Source organism: Microcoleus sp. MON1_C5 (assembly GCF_036701875.1).
Lineage (GTDB): Bacteria > Cyanobacteriota > Cyanobacteriia > Cyanobacteriales > Microcoleaceae > Microcoleus.
The window spans coordinates 43,678-68,487 of the sequence record NZ_JAUBRN010000020.1; the positions used below are offsets into that span (position 1 = coordinate 43,678).

Below are 24,810 nucleotides of genomic sequence, written 5' to 3' on the forward strand. Positions count from 1 at the left end.
AAGCCCTAACACCGGCTAAAGACTCGTGCTGCTAGCTTTATTGATTTTGACGAGCCAAGTGCATCAAAATTTTTTATACTTTAAATTTATATGGGTAGTGGTATCTTTACCTCTATCAACGGGCGGACAATGAGATAATTTAGTTAAACTGTTGAAACATTGAGAGCTTACCTGTCCCGATCGGGCTCGTGCAGGCATCGCCGCAAAATAACTTAAAAATTAACTTGCATTGTTGGCGGCTACATGAGTATGCTTAAAAATGATGTGCAGCCTGTAAAACCCTAAATCAGGACACATTCTCAAATTTTCTCAGTTTAGCTGAGTCAGTTGACGATATTTTTAAAGTTTACTGGACTATTGGAAGAAAGATGAGTAAAATTCGCGTTGCTTTGATAGAAGACCATGACCTGACAAGAGTCGGCATCCGCACAGCTTTACAACAGCGTGACACGATAGAAGTTGTCGGGGATGCCGCTAACGCTACTGAGGGATTGAAACTGCTTCAGTCTTCAAAACCTGACGTGGCAATTGTGGATATTGGGCTGCCGGATTTTGATGGCATAGAATTGACACAAAAGTTCAAAAAAACGGTAGCGGAGTCCGATCCAGATACCAAAATTTTGATTCTGACTTTTCAGGACAATGAAGAAGAAGTTCTCGCAGCTTTTGCCGCCGGAGCTGACTCTTACTGCATGAAAGATATTAGCTTCGATCAGTTATTAGATGTAGTAAAAGTAACTCACGAAGGTAACTCTTGGATCGATCCGGCGATCGCCCGCATCGTCCTGAAACAAGCTCGCACTCAGGAGTCCGCGCCGGAAGAACCGAAGGCTGAGGGCAAAAGAGTCACAATTAAGGCTGCCGAACCCGAGTTTAGTCACATCATTGAGACTTACCCTTTAACGGAACGGGAATTAGAGGTATTGGAACTGATCGTGCAGGGTTACAGCAATGCTGCAATCGCCGAAAAGCTTTACATTACTGTCGGTACAGTCAAGACTCACGTCCGCAATATTTTGAACAAGTTGTGTGCTGATGACCGCACTCAGGCTGCCGTTCTTGCCCTGCGTTCTGGCTTGGTTGGATGAAGCCTGATCGTCAGGCAAAATCAAGTTAAAAGTAGGGTGCGCTGGGCGCACCTTACGGCCACTGATTTAGGGTGTGCAGTGCACACCGACTGACTAATTATTACCAAAAAATTAGGGCAGGCAGTGTGCAGCAGCCGAACAATTGTTGGTTGTTGAAAAATTGATAAAGTTTAAATCCGCATCTATCCCAGTACAGATATTATTTTCACTTTTTAAAAAACTCAATATACCTTAAGATAGATGCTAAAAAAATCTCATATTAATAATACTTATTGTTGAGCGATCCCCAGTTAAATAAATTTCGCTCGCACTGCCAATATTGCGCGATATCACTTCATAAAAGGCGCAGACCCAGGCCAGATTACGATACTTTTAGGAATAGTTAAGCCTTAAAGAAATTATATCCGCAGAGCGATGCTGAGTTCGCTTAAATTAGCGAAATTAAAAGTAGCAACTACTACTGAAATATTTTAGAAAGAGGTATTATGGCCGCTCCAATTGAATTCAACTTATTTGCTCCCTACAACAAAGGAGCTGCCTTGATTGGCTCTTTTTCTAATTGGGAAGATATTCCGATGGAAAAGGACGAAGAGGGTTTTTTCCGCACGCGAGTTGAGTTGGAGGATGGCGTTTATCAATACAAATTTCGCGTTCAGTCGAAAAGCTGGTTTGTGGAAGCGGATCAGTGGGTAGATATAGTCGATCCCTACGCGACTGACATCGACGATCCTACTCAAAACGGCCTCGTTCGGATCAAAGATGGCGATCGCATTGTCGATACCTACGTCTGGAAACACGACGATAAACCGCTACCGGCCGATCGGGAATTAGTGATTTACGAAATGCACGTTGCCGACTTTTCCGGCGGCGAAGCCGATCCCCTGGCGCGCGGCCAGTACAAGCACGTTGTCGAAAAACTCGATTACCTAGTCGAACTCGGCATCAACGCGATCGAACTCATGCCCCTCAAAGAATACCCAGGCGACTACAGTTGGGGTTACAACCCCCGCTACTTCTTCGCTGCCGAGTCCAGCTACGGAACCACAGAAGAACTCAAAAACCTGATAGACGAGTGTCACGGGCGCGGCATTCGCGTCATCATCGACGGGATTTACAACCACGCGGAAGCATCGAGCCCCCTCACTCAAATCGATCACGATTATTGGTTTCACCACGAACCCCGCGATCCAGACAACAATTGGGGCCCGGAATTTAACTACGAATTCTATGACGAAAACTTAGGAACTTTCCCCGCACGCAGATTTGCTGGCGATACAGTCCGCTTCTGGATTCAAGAATATCATCTCGACGGCATTCGTTTCGACGCGGCGCGACAAATTGCTAACTACGATTTCATGCACTGGATCGTTCAAGAAGCCAAAAGTGTCGCCGGCCCCAAACCATTTTACACCGTTGCCGAATACATTCCCGACGATCCCAGCATCACGAATCTAGACGGGCCGATGGACGGCTGCTGGCACGACAGTTTCTATCACTCCCTAATTCCACAACTCTGTGGCGACAATTTTGATTTAGAACGGCTCAAAGAGGTAATCGACTGCAAGCGGCAAGGTTACTTGGGTGCTACGAATGTAGTTAATTATTTGAGCAATCACGACCACGATCGCCTTTTTGCCGAATTGGGTTCGCGCGGCATTTTGGATGAAGCCGCCTTCAAGCGAGCGAAGTTGGGAACCGTACTGTTAATGACAGCAGTTGGCGTGCCGCTGATTTGGATGGGCGAAGAATTTGGCGAATACAAACCCAAAACAATTGAGCAATCTAAAATTGACTGGACGCTGCTAGGAAATGACTTGAATAAAGGTTTGTGGGAATACTACAAAGGCTTGATTCACCTGCGTAAAAATAACCAAGCACTTTACACAGAAAACATCGACTTTTTCCACGAAGACCCCGACTCGAAAGTTTTTGCTTACACTCGCTGGAACGATGAAGGTTCGAGAGTGGTAGTAGTGGCGAATATGTCGGAAAATTATTTAGCAGGTTACAGCGTGCCCCACTTCCCGGCAAACGGAACTTGGCACGAATGGACAGGGAATTATGATATTGAATCTGGCGATGACAATATTATGATTGACTTGCCGGAATACGAAGCGAAAGTGTTTGTTTGGCAGTAAGCTGTTAGGCATTGAAAGCACTCCTTCCCCATTCAAAAATATCAGGACTGAAGTTCTTACTACAAACCCGAAAACAAATGTTGGTAGTAATACCAATTTAATGTGAAGTTGCACATATCTCGATCCCCCTCGCATCCCCCTGGTTGTTGGGGGACGAAAGAGCGGAATCTTGTCCCCCCCTTATTAAGGGGGGCTAGGGGGGATCTGATATCATTTCCGGTTACACCGGAATGATGTTGACGGTTGACTGTTGAGTGTTGACTGTTGACGCCGTGAACAGTCAACAGTGAACCGTCAACCGTGAACTCGAATTTACTATTCCGATGCTAACGGATTTGATATGATTCTATGCAGCCTCATAAAAAATTGGTATAAGAACTTGAGTTTTTTCTTAATTCCCCCAAAGTCCGAGAACGAATTTCCTGACTACAAACTTATAAGGGTTATTTGACAGGCTCCGAATCCATTCACAACTCAAAACAGAAACTGTTTTGTATTCCGCTTCCTGATTGTTAATTTAAACTTCTTATTTCCTCAGATTGATTTTCTAAGCACAATTGGGTTATAGCCGCCGCCGGTATGGGTTTGCTAAAGAAGTAACCCTGACCCATATCGCAGTGATGCGATTGCAAAAACGCCAACTGTTCTGCTGTTTCCACTCCCTCAGCAATCACCTGTAAATTCAGGCCCTGTCCCAAGGCGATCGCCAGTTTCACAATAGTAGCACCGCTGCTGCCGGTCACCAAATCGGCCACGAAAGATTTATCTATTTTTAAATGATTGAGGGGAAAGTTTTTCAGAGACCACAGCGAAGAATAACCGGTGCCAAAATCGTCCAGAGAAATGTGAATTCCCATGTCCTGCAACTGCTGCAATACCGACACCGTAAAGCTCACATCTGTCATCGCAATGCTCTCGGTAATTTCTATTTCTAAATACTCGGGATTTAACTGGGTTTCTAATAAAATTTCAGCGATGATTTTTACCGTGTGAGGTTGCAGAAACTGGCGGGCTGATAAGTTCACCGCTATCCGCATCGGCGGCAATCCCTGTAACTGCCACGCTCGATTTTGCAAGCAAGCAGTCCGCATCACCCATTCGTCTATTGGGCAGATTAATCCTGTTTCCTCAGCTAAGGGAATAAATCGATCGGGAGAAATCAAACCGCGTTCGGGATGCTCCCAGCGAATCAGAGCTTCCAGGCCCACTATTTTGCCAGTCTTTAAGTTTATTTGCGGCTGATAGTGCAGCACAAACTCAGAATTTTTTAGAGCTTTGTAAAGATTATTTTCTAAGTTAAGATCCTCGGAGACTTTACTGCCGATCGCCTGCGTGTAAAACTGATAATTATTGCGACCTTTCTGTTTAGCTTTGTACATCGCAGCATCAGCATTTTTCAGCAAAGTTTCTGCATCTTCTCCGTCATAAGGAGCCAAAGCAATTCCCAAGCTAGCCTTAATATAAAGTTCCAGACCCTCAAAATCAAAAGGACTGCTTAAACTCTGGATAATTAGCTGGCAAATTTTAGTTGCTTCCTCTGGGCTGTTGATATTGTACAGCAGCACAGTAAATTCATCTCCGCCCCAACGAGCCATCGAATCCCCCACGCGCAAACAGTCAGTCAAACGCCGAGATACACTTTGCAGCAACAAATCGCCCACTGGGTGACCGAGAGTATCGTTAACATTTTTAAATCTATCTAAATCTAGAAAGATTACCGCCAGCATTTCTCCCTTTTGGTGAGCGCTAGCTAAAGCTAAAGACAGCCTTTCATTAAACAGTAATCTATTAGGTAAACCGGTTAAGGGATCGTGAGAAGCTTGATGTCGGATCATCGCCTCGACGCGCCTCTGCATTGCAGCCATGTACAGGTGAGTTCCTAAAGATTGTGCTAGCTTCTGTTCTTCGCTAGTCCACTTTTGAGCTTCGCCTGTTTTGATTTCTTTCCAAGCTGCAAAGGACAGTCGGGGACGATCGTTCCGGGCGTCCGAACTGGAACGGCCCGCCCACAAAATTTCTGTTTCTATAGGGCTGCGAAAAACGGTGAGACAGCCGATGCACTGTTGGTGGTATTGCAGCGGTACTGCCAAAAAGGAACAAATGGAAGCGGCGACTAAATTGGCAGATGCAGATTTAAGTTGAGGTTCTTTAGAAATATCGGAAATTGCGTACAAGTGCGGTACGATAAAATTGGGAATATTGCTGTCAATTGAATTGTAATGCTGGGAATATAGATTTTCAAAAATACCTAATTCGGTTGTATGATTAGCAGTTTGTTCTCGATCGTCTTCGTTTGCCATCCCCATAATCTGCTGCCAAAACGGGCTGAGTTCAAGGTCGATGTCCGGGGGCTGCTGGCCACAGGTATAAAGCAAAGCGGGCCGATCGCCAAACTCGGCTGCAAGGTAGAGTCGCCCTCCCGAACCGTGCAAATGCTTGACTGTTTGTTCGAGAACTGCTTTCCGAATTTCGTTGAGTTCCAGAGGAGAATGCAGCAAACTGGTAATTTGGTTGATAACGGCTTCGTCACGCGCTTGCTGTCTAGCTTGACTCAGGAGAAAAGATTGGGCGATCGCAATTGAAAGTTGATCCACAAGCAACTGCACCATTTTCAATTCTCGATCGCTAAACCGTTTCGGTTGGCTGTGGTGAGACACCAACAGTCCCCAAAGCTGATTTTGATGCACAATCGGCACCGTCAGAGAAGAACGTGCCCCCATAGCCTTCAGATATTCAGCGTGACAGGGGTCTACAGGACGATAGCTAATATCTTCAACTGCTAAAGTTTTGCCGGTTTCGGGACAATCTAACCGATTAATTGTTTGATGCTTCAATTCCACATCTACAATTACTCGCTGGCGCGCTTTGAGAAACATTTCCCGAGCACTCTGGGGAATGTCGCCTGAGGGAAAGCGCAAACCCAGCATAGAGGACAAATTGTCGCCGTTGATGGACTCAGCAATTACCTCACCGCTACCGTCGGCCTCAAAGCGATAAACTTTTACTCGATCGCTATCTAAAAAACTGCGGATTTCTCGCGCAGTTGTCGTCAAAATCTCTTGGAGTTCTAAAGAGTTGCGAATGCGATTGGTAATTCGATTGAGTAAAATCTCTTGTTGTAAAGTCGATCGTGACATTTGTCTAACTTTGGTGCGGGTCATGTCTTTTGATCTCCCGGGCTGTTGACAGCATTTTTGCGAGCCACCGTCTTAAGTTGCCCTGTATTATACATTACTACACTTTCGCGGCCTCTAGGGTCTTGACCCAACCCAACAGCTAGAAACTCCGTTTATGGGGATCTTTCGGCTTTTTCGACAAATTTGGGTGATAAACCGGGTTTTTCACAGCACTTACAAGGCAAGGAAAGAGCAATCTGACAATGAGTGAGGACTCAAGTCCGATCGAGTTCGATCGGGACTCAAGTCCTCACTCCAAAGCAATTGCAGAGCTACCAGACAAAAGGTATAGAAAAACCGGGTTGACCAACCAGTATTCTCCCCTCTGGAGGGAGAATACTGGTTGGTCAACCCGGCTGGTAAGTATTTATACCTTAAAATGTCTCGTTAAGCCGACTCCCACAATTCCCGAATTCTGTCCGGCAAAAAGCCGGCTATTTCCTGAATTCGCTCCTCGGACAGCTCATCCTTCGTTGCCGAAAATACAGCCGCGATCGCAGTTTCCGGTTTTACTCCCGAAGGAAGTGCGCCTTCTAGTTCCACCCTCCGTGCAAACAAATTGCCATCGATCCCCGCAGGTGCAGGCGGGCCGGTCAAAGGCTGACGTATGCGGCTGAGCAATCCCACCAGCGGATTTGTATCTTTCCAGAGGTCTGCTATTTCTTGTTGCAGGGTTTTGTCATCCGTAGGCAAAACTTCTTTGTGCAATTCAGATTCCACGTGCTCGATGGCATCTTTTGTCATCACATCGCGCATGACCCGGTACACTACTTCGGTAATGTCCCTGGCATCAAAAATATCCTCCAAGTGACCGTTTACCATCACTTTTTCCAAAAACGGCATATCCTTTGAAGCGATAGGAACTGCCGATCCTTCGTGGTGGAGCGATGTCGGAGGATTCGTCTCCATTTTGTGTAACAGTTTGCGGCCTTTGTCTGTTAACTCAGCTTCTTGAAATGCCACTAAAGGCGGCAATAACTCAGCTCCTCCGTAAGGCTCGCCACTAAACTGAGCTTTGATAAATTCTCTTTGGTTGAGGTAGTCCAAATGACCTAGCAATTCCGCTTCCGCCACCGGGTGACCGACATATTCTTCCGCTGCGTTCCTAATTTCCGCCTCTCCCCTGCCGTTGCCGCTGCCAATCTTTTTGAGCAAAATGTAAGTCAGGTCGTCTCTGATTGGAATTGTCATTAAAACCTCCTAGGTTAATATCCGGTAAAGCTCATGTAAAAACTAAATTTTTTTTACTGGCTTAAATTGTGATTTACTACTTAAAAACATTGAAGTCTAAAGTAGAGTAATCAAGTATCTCTCAGCAGGTGGAAGTTAGGAAACTTAAGTGTCCGCTATAATCTTCCTTTAGATAGATCCGTCTATGGGAACCCATGTCTAATGTGGTTAATATCCTAAAAAGCTGTCGCCAGTATGGAATGCTATTAAGCGAGGATGCTTTATTGGTAAGATTTTTCGTAGTTATTGCGTATTTTTACCAAGGCTGACGCCAAGCTCGCATCAGTTGGTAATCGGCGCTAGGAGAGGTAGAATAAGCAGATGCTATGGGGTTAATCCACTGCGGTCGTTTTGCCCGCACCTTGTAGCGAGATTGTATCGGCTTAGACCAAAAACTGGTCATCGGAGAGCTACAAATACGAGCCAATCTGTTTCAAGTGCCGCAGCGCCACTTGAAGAATGCCTCGGGGGCAACTTTTTTGATCGTTTCGATCGGCATTTATGAACTACCCTCACTGGAACAATAAATTGGAATCCTCGTTTGTAAATAGCGGTCAACAGGCGCTAGACCAGCGTCCCTTAGTGTTGGCTGTAGACGACAATCACGACAACTTAGAGCTGCTGACACAAATACTCGATTTATGCGGCTGCGAGTGCGTGGGAGCCGTTGACGGGTATGCAGCTATTTCAGCAGCAGTCGATCGACCTCCCGACCTAATCGTACTCGACATTTGCTTGCCGGATATAGACGGTATGGAAGTGGTAAAACGCATTCAACAAAACCCCGATCTCAGAGATATTCCGATAGTCGCTGTCACAGCACTAGCAAAACCAGAAGACCGCGCTCGAATTCTCCAAGCCGGCTGCGTGGAATACCTTTCCAAACCTTTTAACATCAAAGATTTAGAAAGAATTATCCGCCAGCACCTTAACTCTCCAATGGTTTTGGTTGAGTTTTAGATTTATAATTAGAAGCACGAACTTGAGGTGCAGAGTCCAAAATTGCGATCGTTCCCGTGCGGCCCGTCTCCAAGGTCGCATCGCGGAGCAAATCAATGACTCCCACGCCCAAAACCTTTTGGATTAATTCTTTCAGTGGCAATTCCAGAAGTGATTCTAATTGTGTCCGCACCTGCAACGCCAAATCTTGCTGACCATTCTGGGCCAGCAGTTTTTCGGGTTGAGTAAGCCCATTTTCGACAACTATTATCAATTTGTTATCCAAAAGATTGCACAGCGCCTGACTCGTTGAGTGTCCGAGTTGAGAGCGGTACAAAGCTTGAATTCCTTGCGAAAGAGTCCGTTCTAATTTCCCGCGAGTAGGTTCTAAGGTTTCCCCTGCCATATTTTTTGATTGAAACCATGATAGATAAATAAAAAAGACTGTTAGGAGTTAACAGTTAGGAGTTAAGTTAACTGTTAACTCCTAACAGCTAACTGTTAGAAACAACCGTCGCGTTAGCCGACAGTAACTTCATTAGTTTCCACCCCAGTTGCACCCTTAACACCTTTAGCAATTGTCACCAACTTGTTGACAATTTCCTGACTGGGAACTGTACCTTTGAGAACCACAGTAGTGCCAAGTTGAGCCACATAAACAGTCTCAATATCCGCAACATCTGGATTTGCATCAAAAGCCTGAGCCACCCGTTTAGCTAAACCGCTTTGATCGTATTCTCCATTCAATCCCATGCGTTCCGGCGGGATTGTCTGAGCGCTCCCACCAGACTGAGCTTGAGCTTGAGCTTCAGCTACAGGTGCTTGGTAAGCAGGAGCCTCAACAGTTTCTTGATTTTCAAGTTTTTCTAAACCAAACAATCTTTTTAGCCAGCCCATAGAGTTTGTCCTCCGACAAAGTTTGTGTTAATTGACGTGTTAATTGACGTGTTAATTGACGTGTTAATTCACGGTTGGCAAGTCGCCCTGTAATTGTTATTCTCAATACCAGGAATTATGATCGCACTCTTGGATGCAGAAACCGAGTTTTTTTACAAAAAAGTATCGTTACAGCCATCCACCTAGGCATAAAAACCCAGTTTGTTTAGTTTGGTGCGCCCATCCTAAATACAATTTACTGTTGTACAACTCCGCCGCTCATCTGCCTGGAGACATAATTCTCCCACTCTCAAACAAATACTTGGGCTGACCATTCCGGCAAATCAAACTTAAACCCTTCTTCCCCAACTTATACGATTTTGTTGTGCATCCACTCGTGCCAAGTTCCGGCAGCCGGAAACTTAGGAATGCAGTAACCAGATAGATAAGTATCCGAAAAATTGGCGACAACTACTGCTCGCGTTCCCTCCTCGCTCCAGCGGTAGTAAGCGAGGACTTTTGCTTCGGCATTTTCGTGGATAAATTCAATATTTTCGGTATAAAGTGCCGGAACTTTTTCCCGCAGCCGAATCACGTGTTTGTAGTATTCCAACAACTCAGATTTGGCTGATTTTTCAACAAAAACCATTGCAGTTTATTCGGCTGGTTGGGAGTTGGCCGAGCGGATTGTCCAAACTCTTGGGCCATCCACAGCATCGGTATTCCTACTGCTGTGACTAACAAAACTGCTCCCAAATTAGCCTGTTTCAAAGCCGCTTCTGGGTCGAGAGTCTGAAAGCTTTCTGCCGCCAGCAAGTGCGATCGGTCGTGACTGGCTAAATAATTGATAACATTAGTTACCTTTTGATAGGCTTGTTGTTTTGCATCCAGAACTTCCTTGAGCTTTTCAATATCTAAAGTATCCCCCGCGAGATTTTCTATGGCAAAAATGCGAAAACTTTCGTGCCAGCACCCATCCATCGGCCCCTCTGCAGCGACGAGTTCGGGAAGTTGGGGAAAGTGTTCTGCTAGGTTGTAAAATGGCTTGTCGCCAGCGGCTTTTTTCGCTTCACGAATTATCCAGTGCAGGAAATCTCGATTGTCCAACTGTCGCACTGCATTGTAGCGAATTCCGTGGATATGATATTCTTGAATCCAGAAATTAACGACATCGCCGATGAATTTCCAAGCAGGACGAATGCCGAGTTGTGGGTCGAAGTTTTCGTAGTTAAACTCCGATCCCCAGTAGTTAGCCGGATCTTCGGGATAGTGTTTGTCGCGGTAGTACCAATAATTGCGATCGATTAGCAACAAGGGACATTCTTCATCGCACTGGTTGTAAATCCCCTCCAGGAGCACTCGGATGCCCCGTCCGCAGCACTCGTCAATCAATTGCTTCAAATCTGCGGTTGCACCGTAACTGGACTCTACGGCAAAGAAATCGCGGACTTTGTAGCCGCAGCTATAATCGCCCGGATATTCATTAACTGGCATTAGTTCGATCGCATTTATCCCCAAATCGCACAGATAATCTAATTTCTCCCTAACCTGCTGGAATTTACCGCCACTTTCGGAACCATCCCGCCCGGAAAAATCAGCAACGTGCATTGCGTAAACGACTAATTCTTCATTATTAGGGAGTTCTTTGTCGTCGTGATGCCAAACATAGGTATCAATAATTCGCGCGCCTGCTTTGATGCGAACTGTACTTGTATTAGTAGTGCGGTCAATTGCAGTGGCGTAGGGGTCATTGACTTCTACCCATTCGTCCGGTTCAAAACATGGACTTTGCGACTGAACTCGGAATTTGTATTGATAAATACCGTCTTCTAACTTAATGTTAGTGCGGAAATAACGTTTCTCATCTTTTTCTAAGGGAATTGCTGCCCATTGGGAAAAGGAGCCGAGCAGTGTAGCTGCTTTGTTGTTGGGAGCGAAGAGTTTGAATTCAATTGCAGCGACCATGAATACCTGGTTTGCAGAACTTATAAGCGTGATTAGTAGTGATTTTTACAATTTGGTAAACCTGTCGCCACCGTTCTTGTTCTTAAGAGTTAAACCTGTAACTCTTATGTTGTCAGGTACTTGGGGGCGCAGCCGGAGGATTTAGTAGTGCGAACCCTAGCGATTGAGTAAGGTGCGCCCCTAGGCACCCGAAACCTGATTTTAATCAAAAATGTAGTTAAAGTAACTAAAACTTATTAAGTGCTATTTATGAAAAATAGTCCGGACTGTTTGGAGTTCGTAGTCTGAAACCCTAGATTTTCTGTGGGTCGCGAACTTGCCTTAGAGGCTTGAACCCCTATTCTACGGTTGGCTATCCAAAACTGTCCGAAGTATTGTATGAAAAGTAATTTAACTTTTGATAACTAAATAAATCGTGGTGAACATTTAAGATTTGTAACTAAAGAAACATTTTTTAGCGGACAGGAATAATACCGTAGAAAGAGGTCATTTTATGCGGGAACAGAGAGGATGAGCTTGTAATTATAAGGCAAGGGAAACCAGAAACATGAATCCTATATTCAACTGGGTTTTCCTGCGACTTTAAGCCAAGTTTGAGCCGAGAATAGCAATGATTATTTTTGCTTATGTCTTGGCAGCACTTGTTTTATAGTTGTTGACCGGCAAACTTTGTAGAACCAAAATCAGCTTTAACGACTGCTGCTACCTCAGTAATTGGTAATTGGTGAAAATCTCATTCGTCCCTGTTACCCGTTAGATATTCTGAGCAGTGGCTCTAAGGCTCTAAAAGTTTAATGTGGGATGTTGGCGAATTACCGTTACTGTAAAACTCTGGAGTGTTAAAAATGCTAAAACAAATGTGTTGGTTGCCCAGACTCGGAGGCAATGGAGAAAAGATATTGCACTTGCGTACCGATGCCCGTCAGGCGTGGCGGCCTTATACAGCTTTTCCGCAGTTTGCTGTATCCGACTACCGGGAACCGGGCGGTTCTAAGGGATGGGCAACATTTCAGAAGCTGAGAGTTCAAGGGTGGAATTTAATATCGACTGAAGAAGCGCAGCAGTCGATTTTTGGCGAACAGAAAACTGCTTAAAAACCCCGAAACCGCAGCAATAAAAAGAAGAGGATTTGACCTCTTCTTTTTATTGGTTTTGGACGCAGAAACTGGCTTTTTAACCATCCTACTTCGTTGCAGCGGTAAGGTGTGCGCTGCACACCCTACATACTTTTGAGACGTTTGCCAGTTGCAAGTAAATTAGGCGAGCTGCCTTTGTCTCTCTGCTGTTGTTGCTGCGCTATCAAACACCGGCTGGCGAGTTTTCAAGTTAAACCGATATCCGTGGGGGAGGATGTGCAACTTGGCCCCGCAAATCGCCAAACCCTCATCCTTCAAGCGTCCCTCAATATTGTCGTGGAGTTTTTCCGACTCGTCGATGACAGTTACAGCGCTTTCGCCAATGACTTCTAACTCGTCACCGTGGACTAAAATAGCTGTATTTTCGTCAATACCAAATCCCAACACAGCCGGTTGCAGCAAGAGTGCCGTAACTAAGCGTCCCAGACGACCTCGTTGGGCGAAATGCTGGTCGATGACAACATTGGGAAGGAAACCCATTCCCGGGCCCATTGCTACCGCATCAACGCGGGGATTTGTCTCCGAGTCTCCTTCAATAATCATCATGTCTGGCATCATCGCCGCGCCGGCACTGGTGCCACCAATGATAATCCCTTCAGAGTAGCGTTTGTGCATAGCTGCGTCGAGTTTGGTGTCTTTCAAGCAGCTAATAATCCGCGCTTGATCTCCGCCGGTAAAGAATATGCCCGTGGCTTGTTCGATCGCTTCTAAATGCTCTGGATCGCTGGCATCTTCGGGTCTTTGAGTGTCAATAACTCGCACATCTTCAGCGCCAAGTCGCTCAAACACTCGGATGTAATTATCTCCTACTTCTCCCGGTAGGCTTGTTGCAGCGGTCATTACTACAATGCGGGCTTTAGTGCCTCCGGCGCAGCGCAAGAATTCCCGCAGAATTTTGCAGTCGCCCTCTTTGTCTTCCGCGCCACCAATAATTAGCAACTTCCCCTGAGTTTCCTGGCTCGCCATATTATCTCCACTTTTAATTTATTAAGTTTCACTAAAACACAAAATTCCTTTTTCCGAGAACTGCCCAAAGGTATATATAGATACCAAAAACATCTCAGACTCCTACCCCTCTAGGACGCACACAGCTCAAGCGTTCTGGTGGTTTTTTAGTGTTGCTCCGGGCTGTAACGATAGTTTTGTAAACTCCTGGAGGCACTAGACTAAAGAAACCGGGAATAGGAACGAGAATTCTACGTTTGAACGGAAAAACTTAACTCAGAAACCCCGGTTTTTGAGAGAGCTTTTGCGTTTGCGACTGGTAAAAAAAACCGGTTTCTGCGTCTAGGACTATCTACTTAACTCATCCTCGACGATCGACACAAAAAACTTACCCCCCCTAACAGGAGATAGGAGGGGTCAAAAAATGAGCTTAAATTACAAGGCCGACGCGGGGGGGGGGTGATCGATCCGGTTTCTGACCTGATTCTTCGCTAATCCTCCTCTGATTGCTCGTAGAAATCAGATTGATCAGCGTCAGTCCTCAATTAGTCCGATCGCCCGTTAGTGCGATCGCTCGATCAAATTGCTCAATATGGTGCTCGCCCGTTCTAAAGGTAGGTGTCTGGGTTTACCGTTCCAGACAATCTGATATTCGTTGCTGTTTTGACCGTCGCCGTAGCCAGAAATTAGCTTCCGGTGAAATGCTTCCTCAGCTAATTCATGAACTTTATCCCTGAGAGCAGTTTGTGCGATCTTCATAATTTGCTGCTTCTTAAATTTTCTTTCACAGTCATAAACAATTATAAGTGGGGAGTGTACCTCTCTAAAGTTATAGGTTTTTCCTGAACGGGGAAGGAAGTAGTCATTAGTTATAAGTGCTTAGTTATCAATGCTTAGTCATGAATGCTGAGTCAGATCTTGAAGAAAGAAGGAATATTTTCCCACTCTCCCCTCTCCCCTCTCACCCACTCCCCCACTGCCCCACTCCCCCACTGCCCCACTCTCGCAATAAGGCTGAAGGCAGAATGGGTCGGAGTAGTTGTCTCAACTGAGCAGTGCGATATCTATGCCCGCAGGTAGTATCCCCTGCACCGAGTATAAAGTTACCGTTAAAAATTAGCTAAAAGGAGGTTAGAAAATGTTGCAAGAAAAAAGCACCGAAACAGCCCGGGTCAATGCTCGAAAAACAGATGTTTTTGATGTGTTCAACTTCAAACACTATATGGGGCCAAACCCTTATTTAGACACAGCAGCTTTAGTTTTCGATTTAGCGTTGACGGGCGCGAGCGAACCTTTGCCGATCGCACATTACCAGGAAATTATTGGCGATCGCTACCCGCAAATCCTGCACGAAACTTTCTCGAACCACGCCCAACTCTTCGGCCGTACCGCCTCAGAAGTAGCCAAACTCGACATGGGTTTGCACTTCCAAAACTGGAACATCCAGCCGTTTTCTCAGTTTAACAGAATTAGCATAGAAGCACTTCACGCCCGCACCGCCAGATCCGTAGTTTACGCAGTTTGGGATTGGTTTGAAGCCATCAATCAAAATCAAGACTTTCCCTTGGAAGCACAAATGGGCGCGCTGCAAAATATGTTCCGGCAGTCAGTGTACGGAGGCCCGACAGTTTATTCGTTAATGCGAGCTGCATCTCAAAAAGGCATTCCCGTATTTTATTTGTGGGATGAAGGATTGATGCAATACGGTTACGGCAAAAAACTCGTGCGCGGCTCTGCAACTACTTTTGATTCTGACAGCCATTTAGACTCAGATTTTACCACGCGCAAAGACGATTGTAAAGCTTTTCTCGCTACATTAGGATTTCCTGTTCCCAAAGGCGATATCGTCTCCACAGAAAACGGAGCTCTGACAGTTGCTAGAGACATTGGCTATCCAGTTGCTGTCAAACCAGTAGTCGGTCATAAAGGAATTGGCGTCACAGCAGATATCCGAGATGCTGAGGAATTGCAAGCCGCTTTTAAAAGAGCAGTTAAGGCCATTCCCGAAACAGAACCGGTGCGAGTAATTGTGGAAAACAGCATCAAAGGCTCGGATTTTAGGCTGTTGTGCGTTGACGGCAAATTTGTTTCGGCAACTGAACGCCGACCCGCTTGGGTAACAGGTGATGGCGACTCAACAGTTCGCGAATTGATCCGCCGCGAAAACCGCAAACCAGAACGTTTGGATACGCCAACTTCGGCCCTGAGCAAAATTCAGTCCGACGAAGCGATGGAAATGTATCTGGCAGAACAAGGGCTGTCATTAGATAGTGTCCTAGAGCGCGATCGCGTTGTGTCTCTACGCAAAGTCGCCAATCTTTCCGCAGGCGGCGTCAGCATCGACGCTACCCACAGTATTCACCCGGATAACATTGTTTTAGCTCAAGATATTGCCCTACATTTTCGGTTAACTTGTTTGGGGGTTGATGTGATAACAGAAACTCTCGCCAAATCTTGGAAAACCGGCAATTTTGGGATTCTCGAAATCAATGCCGCCCCGGGAATTTTTATGCACCTCAACCCGGCTGTCGGAGAAGGGGTTGATGTGCCGTCGCATATTGTCGAAACTTTCTTTGACTCGGGAAAATCCGCCCGAATTCCGATTATTACTTTCAACCAAATTTCGGTGCACGATCTGCAAGAAACAATCGACCACATTCTTTTGCAGCATCCCGATTGGACGATCGGTGCTGTTTGCCGCGGGGGACTTTTTGTTAACCGTTCTGAAAAAGTTTTGCATAAGAATTACAATCTTAACGTGCAAAGTTTGCTGCGGAATCCCAAGCTCGATTTGTTAATTGCTGAATATCCCGGAAATATTTTGGAAGCTGAGGGAATGTTTTATGGGGGGAGCAATATGGTGGTGCTGGACAATCCGGGAGAAACTGAGATGATGTTGATCAGAGAAAGCACCGATCACGATACTGTTGTGGTGAGGGAAGGAAATAGTATTTCTATTCGCCGCCAAGGGTTGATCGAACAGTATACTCTGGGAGATGATGAACCGTTCACACGGGTTTATTTGAAGGAAATAGGGACTGTTTTGTAAGCTGTTCCACATTTAAGTTGGCTTTGTAGGGCGGGTATTGATTACCCGCCCCACCAGATCGAGGCTTTTTCTCGTTCTCGGGTGTTTCCTGGGAAGTAACTTGGGGCTCGCCCAGATTTGAACTCGCTTCGTTACACTTAGTTACAATTGGTGGCAATCCCTCAGTGGGGGATGCACTATTCGTAAAAAGCCAATTGCTTCCCAACTTTCTCGTTACCACACCAATATTTTCGTAGAAATTGGGTTTCTCAGGGTAAGTGCTATTGCTGCGATCGTAAGTTTTTAAACAATTTAGTTTATAGGCTGTCGATCGTGCTATCAAGGAACTTCACAAGTCTTTAAACAATTGCACTCCGGTAGCACAAGGTGTGGAAATATGAATGTTGCGAGCAATTGGTTTAATTCGCTGACCGAATGTTTACTGTCGCACCGTCGCTACATTCCAGCAGCGCTGACTCTTTGCACCGGCACGAGTTTGTCATTGGCAGCCGCAGCCGTTGTTTGGCATTCGGAAAACCAACGAATGCACGCTGAATTTCATCAGCAAGCCGATCGCCTGAATGTGGCATTGCAGCAAAGCATCAACAAAAATTTAGAATTTCTGTACTCACTTGAAGCATTCTACAGCGCATCTAGTGAAGTTAGCAGACAAGATTTTAAGCAATTCACTCAACCTGCACTTTCCCGAAATTCTGCTATACATTCTGTTAACTGGATTCGGCGCGTGCCGGCTGCCCAAAAAGCAGCTTACGAACAAACAATTCGAGCCGAAGGTTTTCCGGCATTTCAAATTTACGAGCGAACTCCTGACAAAAAGCAGGTCAAAGCAAAAGTGCGATCGGAATATTTTCCAATTATTTACAGAGAAGCCCTAGAAGAAGATAACAAAGTGATCGGTTTTGATGTTGCCTCCAGCCCCGATCGCAAAGCAGCTTTAGAGAAATCGGTGAATACCGGGAAAATAGCCGCTTCCGGGCGGATTAAATTAGTCAGCAACAATCAACCGGGATTGCAAGTATTTCTACCAGTACCCCGCCGCACAACTTCTGCTGATAATTCGGTCAACGGCCGCCAAAACCTCATGGGAGTTATTGCGGGTGTGTTTCAGATCACGAGTATGGTCGATTTCTCTTTAGAATCGCTAAATTTAGACAAGATTAATTTTTACCTCTATGACAACTCTGCTATAGAGAAAGAACGCTTTCTCGTGCGCTACGACTCACAAGCTAAGCAGTTGATAGATAACCCAAAACACGAAAAGCCAGAGTTAGCTAATTTGCGGGGAAAAATCTGTCAAAATCCTAGTGCTTGCACTCGCCTATTTAACGTAGCAGACCGCCAGTGGAGGCTGCTAGTTTTGCCTGGGAAGGGGTACAACAGTATGACGACGCATCAGGGTTCGCTGGCAATTGGCGCGATCGGGCTATTGATGACTGGCGGCTTGACGATTTACCTGTTGATGTCTCTAGAACGTACTGCAAAAGTAGAACAGCAAGTGTACGATCGCACAATTCAACTAAAACAGCGCACCGCTGAACTAGAAACAGCACTAAAAAATTTGCAGGAAACTCAATTTCAACTAATCCAAACTGAAAAAATGTCCAGCTTGGGGCAGTTGGTGGCGGGAGTTGCCCACGAAATTAACAATCCTGTCAACTTCATCTCTGGCAACCTTATCCATACAGGCGCATATACCCGAAACTTGCTGGAACTGGTGGAACTATACCAGCAGCAATATCCCAACCCAACGCCCGTAGTGCAAGCGAAACTACAAGAGATTGATTTGGAGTTTATCAGTGAAGACTTGCCTAAAATCCTACAATCAATGAATATGGGAGCTGAACGGATCAGGCAGATCGTGCTTTCTCTGCGGAACTTTTCGCGCTTGGATGAAGCTGAAATGAAGTCGGTTGACATTCACCAAGGCATTGACAGCACCTTGATGATTTTGGATAGTCGGCTGAAACCACAACCTGGTTTTCCGGGCATTCAAGTCATCAAAGAATACGGAAATTTGCCCTTAGTGGAGTGCTGGGCTGGACAATTGAATCAGGTATTTATGAATGTTTTGAGCAATGCCATTGATGTTTTACATGAAGAAAAGAGTCACATACCAAATGGTAAAAATTCTTATGATGCGGCTTTTTTACCTAGGATTCGGATTCGTACTGAACTTTTAAGTTCTAATTGTGTATGCGTGCGAATTGCTGACAATGGAGCGGGCATGACGGAGAATGTAAAAAAACGTTTGTTCGATCCATTTTTTACTACCAAAGCTGTAGGTAAAGGTACGGGCTTGGGATTGTCGATCGGCTATCAAATAGTGGACAAACATCAAGGTTCGTTCAGGTGCCTATCGGCTCCGGGAGAGGGAACTGAATTTTGGATTGAGGTGCCGGTGCGACAACAGTCTAAGCAATGTGTTTCTAAGGTTTCACCTGCGGTAGGTGCCAGTTGGAATTAGGGGGAGAAATATCGCTTCTAGCTGAGTCTTACTGGGAGCATCTCAATGAAAGCAGCAAAGCTAGAAATTGGAGTGTGGAGGCAAGAGGCAGGAGCCAGGAGGAAAGAGGAAGAAGAAAAGAGGAAGAAGGAAGGAGCCAGAAAAAGTGTTTTTACAAATATGAGATGCTCCCTAATTCCAGTTTATAAAATGTGAACTATCCGCACTCTACTTGGGAAAGCTGCGGATTTCGCAGTCTATTTTCAACTGTCAACTGTTAACGGTTATAGTTATTGGCAAGCGCGTGCTTATTCCCAGTGGAATATGGTCGAAAACAAATACATTGGGTTTTACCCGTCGTGACAATTTATAATTGTAGCAAGGCCCGATTACCAATTATTAACTACGATGTCTTTACAATCTATTAGCATTCCGCCCACAACCGATCGCCAACCTGTGGCTTTGATGGTCGCTTTGCATGGATGGGGTGCTAATGCTCGGGATTTGACTTCCTTAGCACCCGTTTTCAATTTGCCGGATTATCAGTTTGTGTTTCCCGATGCCCCCTTCCCCCATCCCCAGGTAACGAGCGGCAAAGCGTGGTATAACCTTCAAAGCAAAGACGCTCAGGGATTGGTAGAAAGCCGGCAATTGCTGAGGGAATTTTTGCAGTCTTTGGAAAGCAGCACGGGCGTGCCTTTGTCTCGCACGATTTTAGGTGGCTTTTCTCAAGGCGGAGCGATGACTCTAGATGTGGGATTGACTTTGCCCGTAGCCGGTTTAATTTGTCTGAGCGGTTATTTACACCCGATTTCGCCAGTTGCTGGGAGTGCTTTGCCACCTGTTTTAATCGTGCACGGTACTCAAGATACTATTGTGCCGGTTAGTGCTGCTGTGCGATCGCGCGAGAGTTTGACGGCTTGGGGAGCTGCGGTGCAGTATCAAGAATTTAAGATGGGACACGAGATTCTGCCGGAAGTTATAGATGTAATGCGAAGTTTTGTTGTACAAACTGTGTCGAAATCTGATTAAAGGTTTAGTATATAGTATGGCGGAAGTCTCGGGCAGGGGAAAAAAATGAAAACTTTAACCAAAGCATCGCGCGATATTGCTGTACTTACTTCTCAGGACGTGGCAGAATTGGCTGTCCGTTTGGAAGTTGACGATTATACAGATCCTTTTGAGGGATTGAATGATTGGCATCTGTTGCGATCGCTTGCCTTTCAGCGGCCGGAGCTGGTTGAACCTTATCTCCACCTTCTGGATATGGAAGCCTACGACGAAGCATAGCCTTAAAAATCTAGCTCAAAAAATTCGACGGAATTGAGGAAGAAGTTAGCAGCATATTTTGTTGCGGATTAAACAGATGAATTAGAGATTTGAGTCTGTTTTTATCTTAATTTCTTTCTTGATTTTTTTTTATGAAAAAATGACATGAAGGGCAGACGAATTTTAATCGGCGTTAGTGGCGGGATTGCAGCTTACAAAGTTTGCGAAGTAGTTTCAACTTTAGCAAAAGCTGGAGCGGAAGTTAAAGTTATTCTTACTGATGCAGCCGCGGAGTTTGTAACGCCTTTGACTTTTGCTACTCTGTGCCGCCATCTTGCTTTTACTGACAAAGATTTTTGGCAAGCAAGTCACGGCCGCCCCCTGCATATTCAACTGGGAGAATGGGCGGAAGTTTTTGTTATTGCTCCTTTGACCGCTAATACTTTGGCTAAGTTGGCGGGGGGTTTTGCTGATAATTTGCTGACTAATACTGTCTTAGCTTCTACTTGCCCAATTTTGCTGGCACCGGCGATGAATACGGATATGTGGGAACAGCCGGCGGTGCAGCGGAATTGGCGGGAAGTGTTGAGTTATCGGCGCTATCATGCTGCGAATCCGGGGGCGGGAATGCTGGCGTGCGATCGCGCCGGTGTCGGCCGGATGGCAGAACCTTATGAGATTTTGCCTCATATTGAATCGCTGTTGTATGCGAAGGGCGATCGAGATTTAGCGGGCATTCGGGTGTTGATCAGTGCGGGAGGAACGCGGGAACACCTCGATCCGGTGCGGTTTATCGGCAATCCTTCCAGTGGCAAAATGGGTATAGCTTTGGCCCAAGCTGCACAGCACCGCGGCGCTACAGTGACGCTGGTACACAGTATAACTGGGGAATTGCCGCTCTCAGGTGTGCGGGCGATCGCAGTTACGAGTGCACAAGAAATGCGGCAGGCGATGCTGCAATGCTTTCACGATGCGGATTTGACGGTGATGGCGGCGGCGGTAGCGGATGTGAAGCCGGCTGAGTACAGTAGTGAAAAATTGCCGAAGCGATCGCTCCCGAATTGTTTACCGTTGGCACCGGTAGCGGATATTGTGGCAGAGTTGGGAAAATTGAAACAGCCACACCAAAAATTAATCGGGTTTGCAGCACAAACTGGGGATATTGTCAAGCCAGCTTTGGAGAAATTGCGGGCGAAGAAACTAGATGTAATTGCCGCAAACCCGATCGATCGAATAGGTGCAGGTTTCGGCAGCAATACCAATCAAGCAATATTAATTAATGCCGCCGGCAAGCAAGTAGAAATAGCACCTTGCAGCAAGCTAGAAATGGCTCACCGATTGTTAGATTTTGTGAGGGAAGGGTGAGGTCGCGACTTACTTATTAACTGGGATTAATTACTACTGGTTCTGGCGATAATTCTGATTCCCCCAAATCCGTTGATTCCGAGTCAGCCGACAACTCAGTATCTGCGACAGTAATTTCTAGTTTAAATCCTAATGCTTCGAGCAATTCTACCAAACTATAGATTTCCGAACCTTCACTTTCAGCAAGCATCTTGTCGAGTTTTTCGTGATGCTGTTTTGCTGACTCCGAAAGAGCATTCATCCTCATTCGAGCCTCAATCACCTTTCGGATGGCATTTCTTAAAAGTGCGGGTTCCGGGTCTTTTTTTTCCAAAATAGCGCCGATAAAACCAGCAGCTTCTTCCGGCTCGTGGAGAGATTCAATTAGGTACTCGTGGTCGCTATCACTTGTCGGTGCTTTCACGTTTTTCATAATCTGTCCAGTATTCTATAGCTTGTCGAATGTTCTGTTTTTGGGTGCTTTTATCCCCAGCTACGAGGATTACCACAATTGTCAAGCCGACTTGTCCGAAGTAGACGCGGTAGCCCGGGCCATAACTAATTCTGAGTTCAAAAACTCATTGTCCCACTGACTTGAAATCTCCGAGATTACCTTGCTCAACTTCGGTCAAGCCTAGATTTGATTCTAACTCTAACATTCCGATCGCGGCGGGCATCAAGCCACTCGGTGAATGGTGCCGTACCCTCTGCTGTAGTGTAACGTCGAATTTCCCTGGGTTGTACTTGCATGATTTTATCGTACTTGATTAACAATTTCTATCGTAAGGGCGATCGACAGTGCATTAAGTGGGGAAATCATACTTAAGACAGAGGTATTCGATAGACAAAATAGTAAACCTTGTTTGAGGAAACAAAGTTTAAATCAAACAGGGCATTGTGAATGAATTTTAAATCGATCGCAAAAACCAATCTACTATTCGGCAGCCTGATAATTAGCTTGGGATTGCAAGCACTTCCAGCCACAGCGCAAGCAGTCACCGACGCCCAAGTTTCCGCCCTCGTAGAAGCGCTGCGACAAGCCGCCCCGCCACAAGCCGCAAATGACGGAATGTACAGTCAGTGGCAAGTTTTACCGGGCAATATTTCCCGCTGGGCAAAATTCTGTACCAAACAAGATTTAACACCGCAACAATTTGAGGCCGACGCGACAAAAGCCAAATCAATTGTTACCTGTATCGTGGGCGATTTGCTGCGCGACGAGTACAAAGCTAGCAGCAACAATGAATTAACCGCTGTACGCCGCGCCGCTTGCTGGTGGATGACAGGGGACTCCGCAGCTTGCAAAAGTGGCGCAACTGCTACTTATGCCGATAAAGTTATCAGCGTTTACCAGCAGCAGCAACCTAAAAAGTAAAGTTTGTGCAGGCGGAATTTAGATTTTTTTGACCGCAGATGGACGCAGATGGTTTTGTGCTGATGGACAGATAAGAGCGATTTGATATCAAATTCAATTATCCTATAAACGCCAAAGATTCTTGAGAACATTAATCAGCTCTTTCTGTCGTCGAGCGATTACTTCTGGCGTCCATTCCTGTTCCCGCAGCACTTGGGTAGTAAGTGCAAAGGGTGAAACACCTGTATTAGTGGTGAAATACTTCTGTTTTTTCACATCAAAATCATAATTTTGTGCCAGAGTGTTTTTCGCACGAGATAGTAAAACTAAGTTGCCAAGACGATGCACATATTGATCTCGCTCTTCCTGACTAGGAAACCACTTCATCCACTCACTATTAGCCCCTGGATTTTGGGGAAGTACGTGCTCGACAGTAATGTTGGAGAAGTTGTAAGATGCTTCACCTTCTGACAGAGCAGCATCTAAGCGCAGCAAAACATAACGACGAATTTTTTGAATTAGGTAAAGGTCACTATCGAGGACTCTAAGGATATTGTTTGACTCTTCAGGAGTAAACTGGAGCGGTGAATTGGAATTGAATAAATCTTCCTCTTGCTCAATAGCAGTAAGCAATTTGCTGTAACGTTCAATGCGCTCATTGATATTGGCGCGGACAATCATTAAACCTGCCGCAAGGCGGTCTAAATCTGTAAAAAAACGCACCAAATTATCCGGGTTATTACGGTTGCGCGACAGGTAGAGAATGGCAGGCGGTATCCAGTCGAAATTATCAATTCTGTCTAAATATTTAAACAGTTGATTTATTTCCTCTGCACGCCGCTCGCTTTCATACCTTAAGTTCTGAATTTCCGAAAAAGCCTTAGCATAAGGATCTAAAATTTCATCAATGAATTGCTGAGGCCCAGCCGCAGGATTGATGTTTTCCTGAAAATCTTTAAGGACGCTCTTGTTGAGTTTTTTCTTTTCCTTAATCATGCGAATATGAGAAAACAAATCTTTGAATAACTCGCGTCCCAGCTCCTCCTCGGTATCTTCCCACTTTTTAGTATATTTTTCTTGTTGGCTTTCGGGTATTTTTCCGATAAGGTCAGCTTTCAAGATATCAGTTAGGGAGAGATCCAATCCCCTGTTGTTCAACACAGAAAATATCCGATATGCAGAGTCAAAGTCAGGCGTAGAAACCACTACCAAGAAGCACTGGGTAATGAGGAACTGGGCAAGACGTATACGGTGGGATTCCGCGATCGTCTGCAAACGTTGCAAGAATAAATGTGCATTTTCTTTAATAAGCTTCTGAGTATCCATCAGCTCAACATTGTTCAATTCTTTGAGCTTGTTAATACCACCTTCATTTTGAATATATTCCTTAAAAAAGTCGGCATCTCGCTCGCGCAAAGTCAGACGGTAACGATTATTTATACCCGCGATTAAGCTGCCTTTTTGGTATAGATAAGTGGTCAAGTCATTGGCGTGTTCTGTTGGCAATGATGCCCGGAGAGCAGCTAGTAGTATGGTGAGAGTTGTTAGACGTTGCTGACCATCTACAATTTCAGCATCTGGCGGCCCAGATTTGATCAAAACAATGCTGCCTAGAAAGTACGGGTTGAGTTGATCAATCGTGTCATTGCCATCTCCCAATGATGTTAGCAGGTCTTCCAGCAGTTCTCCAGCTTGCTCATTTGTCCAAGCATAGGGACGTTGGTAGAGGGGAATGGTGAACATAAAGTCATCGCTAAAGATTTTTCTAATGGGGTGTTCCTCACCCTTGATGCTGACACGGTTCATGCTGGGTTCCTGTCTTAGGTGTGGTTGTTAATTGCTTCCCGAAAGTCAATTT

23 protein-coding genes are annotated in these 24,810 nt (G+C 45.5%); 11 read left to right on the forward strand and 12 right to left on the reverse strand.

All coding sequences use genetic code 11. The features are described from left to right. Nucleotides 1-368 precede the first annotated feature (368 nt). Nucleotides 369-1,088, forward strand: coding sequence for a response regulator transcription factor (locus tag QUA71_RS12265; RefSeq protein WP_190662814.1), 720 nt, complete (start codon nucleotides 369-371; stop codon nucleotides 1,086-1,088). Nucleotides 1,089-1,573: 485 nt separating this feature from the next. After that, nucleotides 1,574-3,226: an alpha-amylase family glycosyl hydrolase gene (locus QUA71_RS12270; protein ID WP_333285221.1), complete on the forward strand. Its 1,653-nt coding sequence runs from the start codon at nucleotides 1,574-1,576 to the stop codon at nucleotides 3,224-3,226. Between the two features lie 512 nt (nucleotides 3,227-3,738). Here the strand turns inward: QUA71_RS12270 and QUA71_RS12275 are convergent. From QUA71_RS12275 to QUA71_RS12285, 3 genes are all read right to left on the reverse strand, one after another. Beyond that, complete coding sequence (locus QUA71_RS12275; protein WP_333285223.1) at nucleotides 3,739-6,387, reverse strand: EAL domain-containing protein; 2,649 nt, start codon at nucleotides 6,385-6,387, stop codon at nucleotides 3,739-3,741. A 402-nt stretch (nucleotides 6,388-6,789) separates the two neighbouring features. Beyond that, nucleotides 6,790-7,593, reverse strand: coding sequence for a DUF2267 domain-containing protein (locus QUA71_RS12280; protein ID WP_333285225.1), 804 nt, complete (start codon nucleotides 7,591-7,593; stop codon nucleotides 6,790-6,792). Between the two features lie 295 nt (nucleotides 7,594-7,888). Beyond that, nucleotides 7,889-8,035 (reverse strand): hypothetical protein, encoded by a 147-nt coding sequence (locus tag QUA71_RS12285; protein WP_333285227.1) that lies wholly within the window; start codon nucleotides 8,033-8,035, stop codon nucleotides 7,889-7,891. A 98-nt stretch (nucleotides 8,036-8,133) separates the two neighbouring features. On the opposite strand from QUA71_RS12285, the gene QUA71_RS12290 reads away from it, so the two are divergent. Beyond that, the gene (locus tag QUA71_RS12290; protein WP_333285229.1) at nucleotides 8,134-8,592 is read left to right on the forward strand and encodes a response regulator; all 459 of its coding nucleotides are present in this window, start codon (nucleotides 8,134-8,136) and stop codon (nucleotides 8,590-8,592) included. Here QUA71_RS12290 and QUA71_RS12295 read toward each other — a convergent pair. From QUA71_RS12295 to QUA71_RS12310, 4 genes are all read right to left on the reverse strand, one after another. Further along, nucleotides 8,561-8,977 (reverse strand): DUF2294 domain-containing protein, encoded by a 417-nt coding sequence (locus QUA71_RS12295; RefSeq protein WP_333217181.1) that lies wholly within the window; start codon nucleotides 8,975-8,977, stop codon nucleotides 8,561-8,563. The genes QUA71_RS12290 and QUA71_RS12295 overlap by 32 nt on opposite strands. 113 nt (nucleotides 8,978-9,090) lie before the next feature. Then, on the reverse strand, nucleotides 9,091-9,468 hold the full coding sequence (locus tag QUA71_RS12300; RefSeq protein WP_006632731.1) for a BON domain-containing protein: 378 nt from the start codon (nucleotides 9,466-9,468) through the stop codon (nucleotides 9,091-9,093). A 349-nt stretch (nucleotides 9,469-9,817) separates the two neighbouring features. Then, nucleotides 9,818-10,096 (reverse strand): alpha amylase C-terminal domain-containing protein, encoded by a 279-nt coding sequence (locus tag QUA71_RS12305; protein ID WP_333285232.1) that lies wholly within the window; start codon nucleotides 10,094-10,096, stop codon nucleotides 9,818-9,820. Beyond that, the gene (locus tag QUA71_RS12310) at nucleotides 10,039-11,412 is read right to left on the reverse strand and encodes an alpha-amylase family glycosyl hydrolase (RefSeq protein ID WP_333285234.1); all 1,374 of its coding nucleotides are present in this window, start codon (nucleotides 11,410-11,412) and stop codon (nucleotides 10,039-10,041) included. Before QUA71_RS12310 ends, QUA71_RS12305 begins: the two co-directional genes overlap by 58 nt. A gap of 845 nt (nucleotides 11,413-12,257) precedes the next feature. Here QUA71_RS12310 and QUA71_RS12315 point away from each other — a divergent pair. After that, nucleotides 12,258-12,506, forward strand: a complete 249-nt coding sequence (locus QUA71_RS12315) for a hypothetical protein (protein WP_333285236.1) — start codon at nucleotides 12,258-12,260, stop codon at nucleotides 12,504-12,506. 162 nt (nucleotides 12,507-12,668) lie between these two features. Here QUA71_RS12315 and QUA71_RS12320 read toward each other — a convergent pair whose 3' ends face one another. Together QUA71_RS12320 and QUA71_RS12325 are read right to left on the reverse strand one after the other, a co-directional pair. Beyond that, entirely contained in the window at nucleotides 12,669-13,514 is an 846-nt protein-coding gene (locus tag QUA71_RS12320; protein ID WP_333217178.1) for a cyanophycinase, read from the reverse strand. Between the two features lie 540 nt (nucleotides 13,515-14,054). Continuing rightward, the gene (locus QUA71_RS12325; protein WP_333123502.1) at nucleotides 14,055-14,252 is read right to left on the reverse strand and encodes a hypothetical protein; all 198 of its coding nucleotides are present in this window, start codon (nucleotides 14,250-14,252) and stop codon (nucleotides 14,055-14,057) included. Between the two features lie 379 nt (nucleotides 14,253-14,631). Between QUA71_RS12325 and QUA71_RS12330 the strand changes: the two genes are divergently transcribed. The 6 genes from QUA71_RS12330 to coaBC all read left to right on the forward strand — a co-directional run bounded on the left by QUA71_RS12330 (nucleotide 14,632) and on the right by coaBC (nucleotide 21,619). Beyond that, nucleotides 14,632-16,542, forward strand: coding sequence for an ATP-binding protein (locus QUA71_RS12330; RefSeq protein ID WP_333285238.1), 1,911 nt, complete (start codon nucleotides 14,632-14,634; stop codon nucleotides 16,540-16,542). A 376-nt stretch (nucleotides 16,543-16,918) separates the two neighbouring features. Further along, nucleotides 16,919-19,006 (forward strand): CHASE domain-containing protein, encoded by a 2,088-nt coding sequence (locus QUA71_RS12335; protein ID WP_333285240.1) that lies wholly within the window; start codon nucleotides 16,919-16,921, stop codon nucleotides 19,004-19,006. A 45-nt stretch (nucleotides 19,007-19,051) separates the two neighbouring features. Continuing rightward, nucleotides 19,052-19,201 carry a hypothetical protein gene (locus QUA71_RS12340; RefSeq protein WP_333285241.1) on the forward strand — a complete coding sequence of 50 codons (150 nt, stop codon included), beginning with the start codon at nucleotides 19,052-19,054 and terminating at the stop codon, nucleotides 19,199-19,201. A gap of 192 nt (nucleotides 19,202-19,393) precedes the next feature. Beyond that, entirely contained in the window at nucleotides 19,394-20,017 is a 624-nt protein-coding gene (locus tag QUA71_RS12345; protein WP_333285243.1) for an alpha/beta hydrolase, read from the forward strand. Between the two features lie 45 nt (nucleotides 20,018-20,062). Then, nucleotides 20,063-20,275, forward strand: a complete 213-nt coding sequence (isiD, locus tag QUA71_RS12350) for a protein IsiD (protein ID WP_006632739.1) — start codon at nucleotides 20,063-20,065, stop codon at nucleotides 20,273-20,275. Between the two features lie 144 nt (nucleotides 20,276-20,419). Then, nucleotides 20,420-21,619, forward strand: a complete 1,200-nt coding sequence (gene coaBC / locus QUA71_RS12355) for a bifunctional phosphopantothenoylcysteine decarboxylase/phosphopantothenate--cysteine ligase CoaBC (protein WP_333285245.1) — start codon at nucleotides 20,420-20,422, stop codon at nucleotides 21,617-21,619. A 16-nt stretch (nucleotides 21,620-21,635) separates the two neighbouring features. Here coaBC and QUA71_RS12360 read toward each other — a convergent pair whose 3' ends face one another. Beyond that, complete coding sequence (locus QUA71_RS12360) at nucleotides 21,636-22,031, reverse strand: transcriptional regulator (protein WP_333285247.1); 396 nt, start codon at nucleotides 22,029-22,031, stop codon at nucleotides 21,636-21,638. Then, nucleotides 22,003-22,116: a hypothetical protein gene (locus QUA71_RS12365; RefSeq protein WP_333285249.1), complete on the reverse strand. Its 114-nt coding sequence runs from the start codon at nucleotides 22,114-22,116 to the stop codon at nucleotides 22,003-22,005. Before QUA71_RS12365 ends, QUA71_RS12360 begins: the two co-directional genes overlap by 29 nt. A 383-nt stretch (nucleotides 22,117-22,499) precedes the next feature. Between QUA71_RS12365 and QUA71_RS12370 the strand changes: the two genes are divergently transcribed. Beyond that, entirely contained in the window at nucleotides 22,500-22,973 is a 474-nt protein-coding gene (locus QUA71_RS12370) for a hypothetical protein (protein ID WP_333217170.1), read from the forward strand. A gap of 102 nt (nucleotides 22,974-23,075) precedes the next feature. Here the strand turns inward: QUA71_RS12370 and QUA71_RS12375 are convergent, their stop codons facing one another. Further along, nucleotides 23,076-24,758, reverse strand: coding sequence for a DUF262 domain-containing HNH endonuclease family protein (locus tag QUA71_RS12375; protein ID WP_333285250.1), 1,683 nt, complete (start codon nucleotides 24,756-24,758; stop codon nucleotides 23,076-23,078). Between the last annotated feature and the right edge of the window lie 52 nt (nucleotides 24,759-24,810).

What these genes read in the sequence shown, in the direction of transcription:
- QUA71_RS12265 (WP_190662814.1), top strand. Translation starts at nt 369, where the DNA reads ATGAGTAAAATTCGCGTTGCTTTGATAGAAGACCATGACCTGACAAGA.
- QUA71_RS12270 (WP_333285221.1), top strand. Translation starts at nt 1,574, where the DNA reads ATGGCCGCTCCAATTGAATTCAACTTATTTGCTCCCTACAACAAAGGA.
- QUA71_RS12275 (WP_333285223.1), bottom strand. Translation starts at nt 6,387, where the DNA reads ATGACCCGCACCAAAGTTAGACAAATGTCACGATCGACTTTACAACAA.
- QUA71_RS12280 (WP_333285225.1), bottom strand. Translation starts at nt 7,593, where the DNA reads ATGACAATTCCAATCAGAGACGACCTGACTTACATTTTGCTCAAAAAG.
- QUA71_RS12285 (WP_333285227.1), bottom strand. Translation starts at nt 8,035, where the DNA reads ATGACCAGTTTTTGGTCTAAGCCGATACAATCTCGCTACAAGGTGCGG.
- QUA71_RS12290 (WP_333285229.1), top strand. Translation starts at nt 8,134, where the DNA reads ATGAACTACCCTCACTGGAACAATAAATTGGAATCCTCGTTTGTAAAT.
- QUA71_RS12295 (WP_333217181.1), bottom strand. Translation starts at nt 8,977, where the DNA reads ATGGCAGGGGAAACCTTAGAACCTACTCGCGGGAAATTAGAACGGACT.
- QUA71_RS12300 (WP_006632731.1), bottom strand. Translation starts at nt 9,468, where the DNA reads ATGGGCTGGCTAAAAAGATTGTTTGGTTTAGAAAAACTTGAAAATCAA.
- QUA71_RS12305 (WP_333285232.1), bottom strand. Translation starts at nt 10,096, where the DNA reads ATGGTTTTTGTTGAAAAATCAGCCAAATCTGAGTTGTTGGAATACTAC.
- QUA71_RS12310 (WP_333285234.1), bottom strand. Translation starts at nt 11,412, where the DNA reads ATGGTCGCTGCAATTGAATTCAAACTCTTCGCTCCCAACAACAAAGCA.
- QUA71_RS12315 (WP_333285236.1), top strand. Translation starts at nt 12,258, where the DNA reads ATGCTAAAACAAATGTGTTGGTTGCCCAGACTCGGAGGCAATGGAGAA.
- QUA71_RS12320 (WP_333217178.1), bottom strand. Translation starts at nt 13,514, where the DNA reads ATGGCGAGCCAGGAAACTCAGGGGAAGTTGCTAATTATTGGTGGCGCG.
- QUA71_RS12325 (WP_333123502.1), bottom strand. Translation starts at nt 14,252, where the DNA reads ATGAAGATCGCACAAACTGCTCTCAGGGATAAAGTTCATGAATTAGCT.
- QUA71_RS12330 (WP_333285238.1), top strand. Translation starts at nt 14,632, where the DNA reads ATGTTGCAAGAAAAAAGCACCGAAACAGCCCGGGTCAATGCTCGAAAA.
- QUA71_RS12335 (WP_333285240.1), top strand. Translation starts at nt 16,919, where the DNA reads ATGAATGTTGCGAGCAATTGGTTTAATTCGCTGACCGAATGTTTACTG.
- QUA71_RS12340 (WP_333285241.1), top strand. Translation starts at nt 19,052, where the DNA reads ATGAAAGCAGCAAAGCTAGAAATTGGAGTGTGGAGGCAAGAGGCAGGA.
- QUA71_RS12345 (WP_333285243.1), top strand. Translation starts at nt 19,394, where the DNA reads ATGTCTTTACAATCTATTAGCATTCCGCCCACAACCGATCGCCAACCT.
- isiD (WP_006632739.1), top strand. Translation starts at nt 20,063, where the DNA reads ATGAAAACTTTAACCAAAGCATCGCGCGATATTGCTGTACTTACTTCT.
- coaBC (WP_333285245.1), top strand. Translation starts at nt 20,420, where the DNA reads ATGAAGGGCAGACGAATTTTAATCGGCGTTAGTGGCGGGATTGCAGCT.
- QUA71_RS12360 (WP_333285247.1), bottom strand. Translation starts at nt 22,031, where the DNA reads ATGAAAAACGTGAAAGCACCGACAAGTGATAGCGACCACGAGTACCTA.
- QUA71_RS12370 (WP_333217170.1), top strand. Translation starts at nt 22,500, where the DNA reads ATGAATTTTAAATCGATCGCAAAAACCAATCTACTATTCGGCAGCCTG.
- QUA71_RS12375 (WP_333285250.1), bottom strand. Translation starts at nt 24,758, where the DNA reads ATGAACCGTGTCAGCATCAAGGGTGAGGAACACCCCATTAGAAAAATC.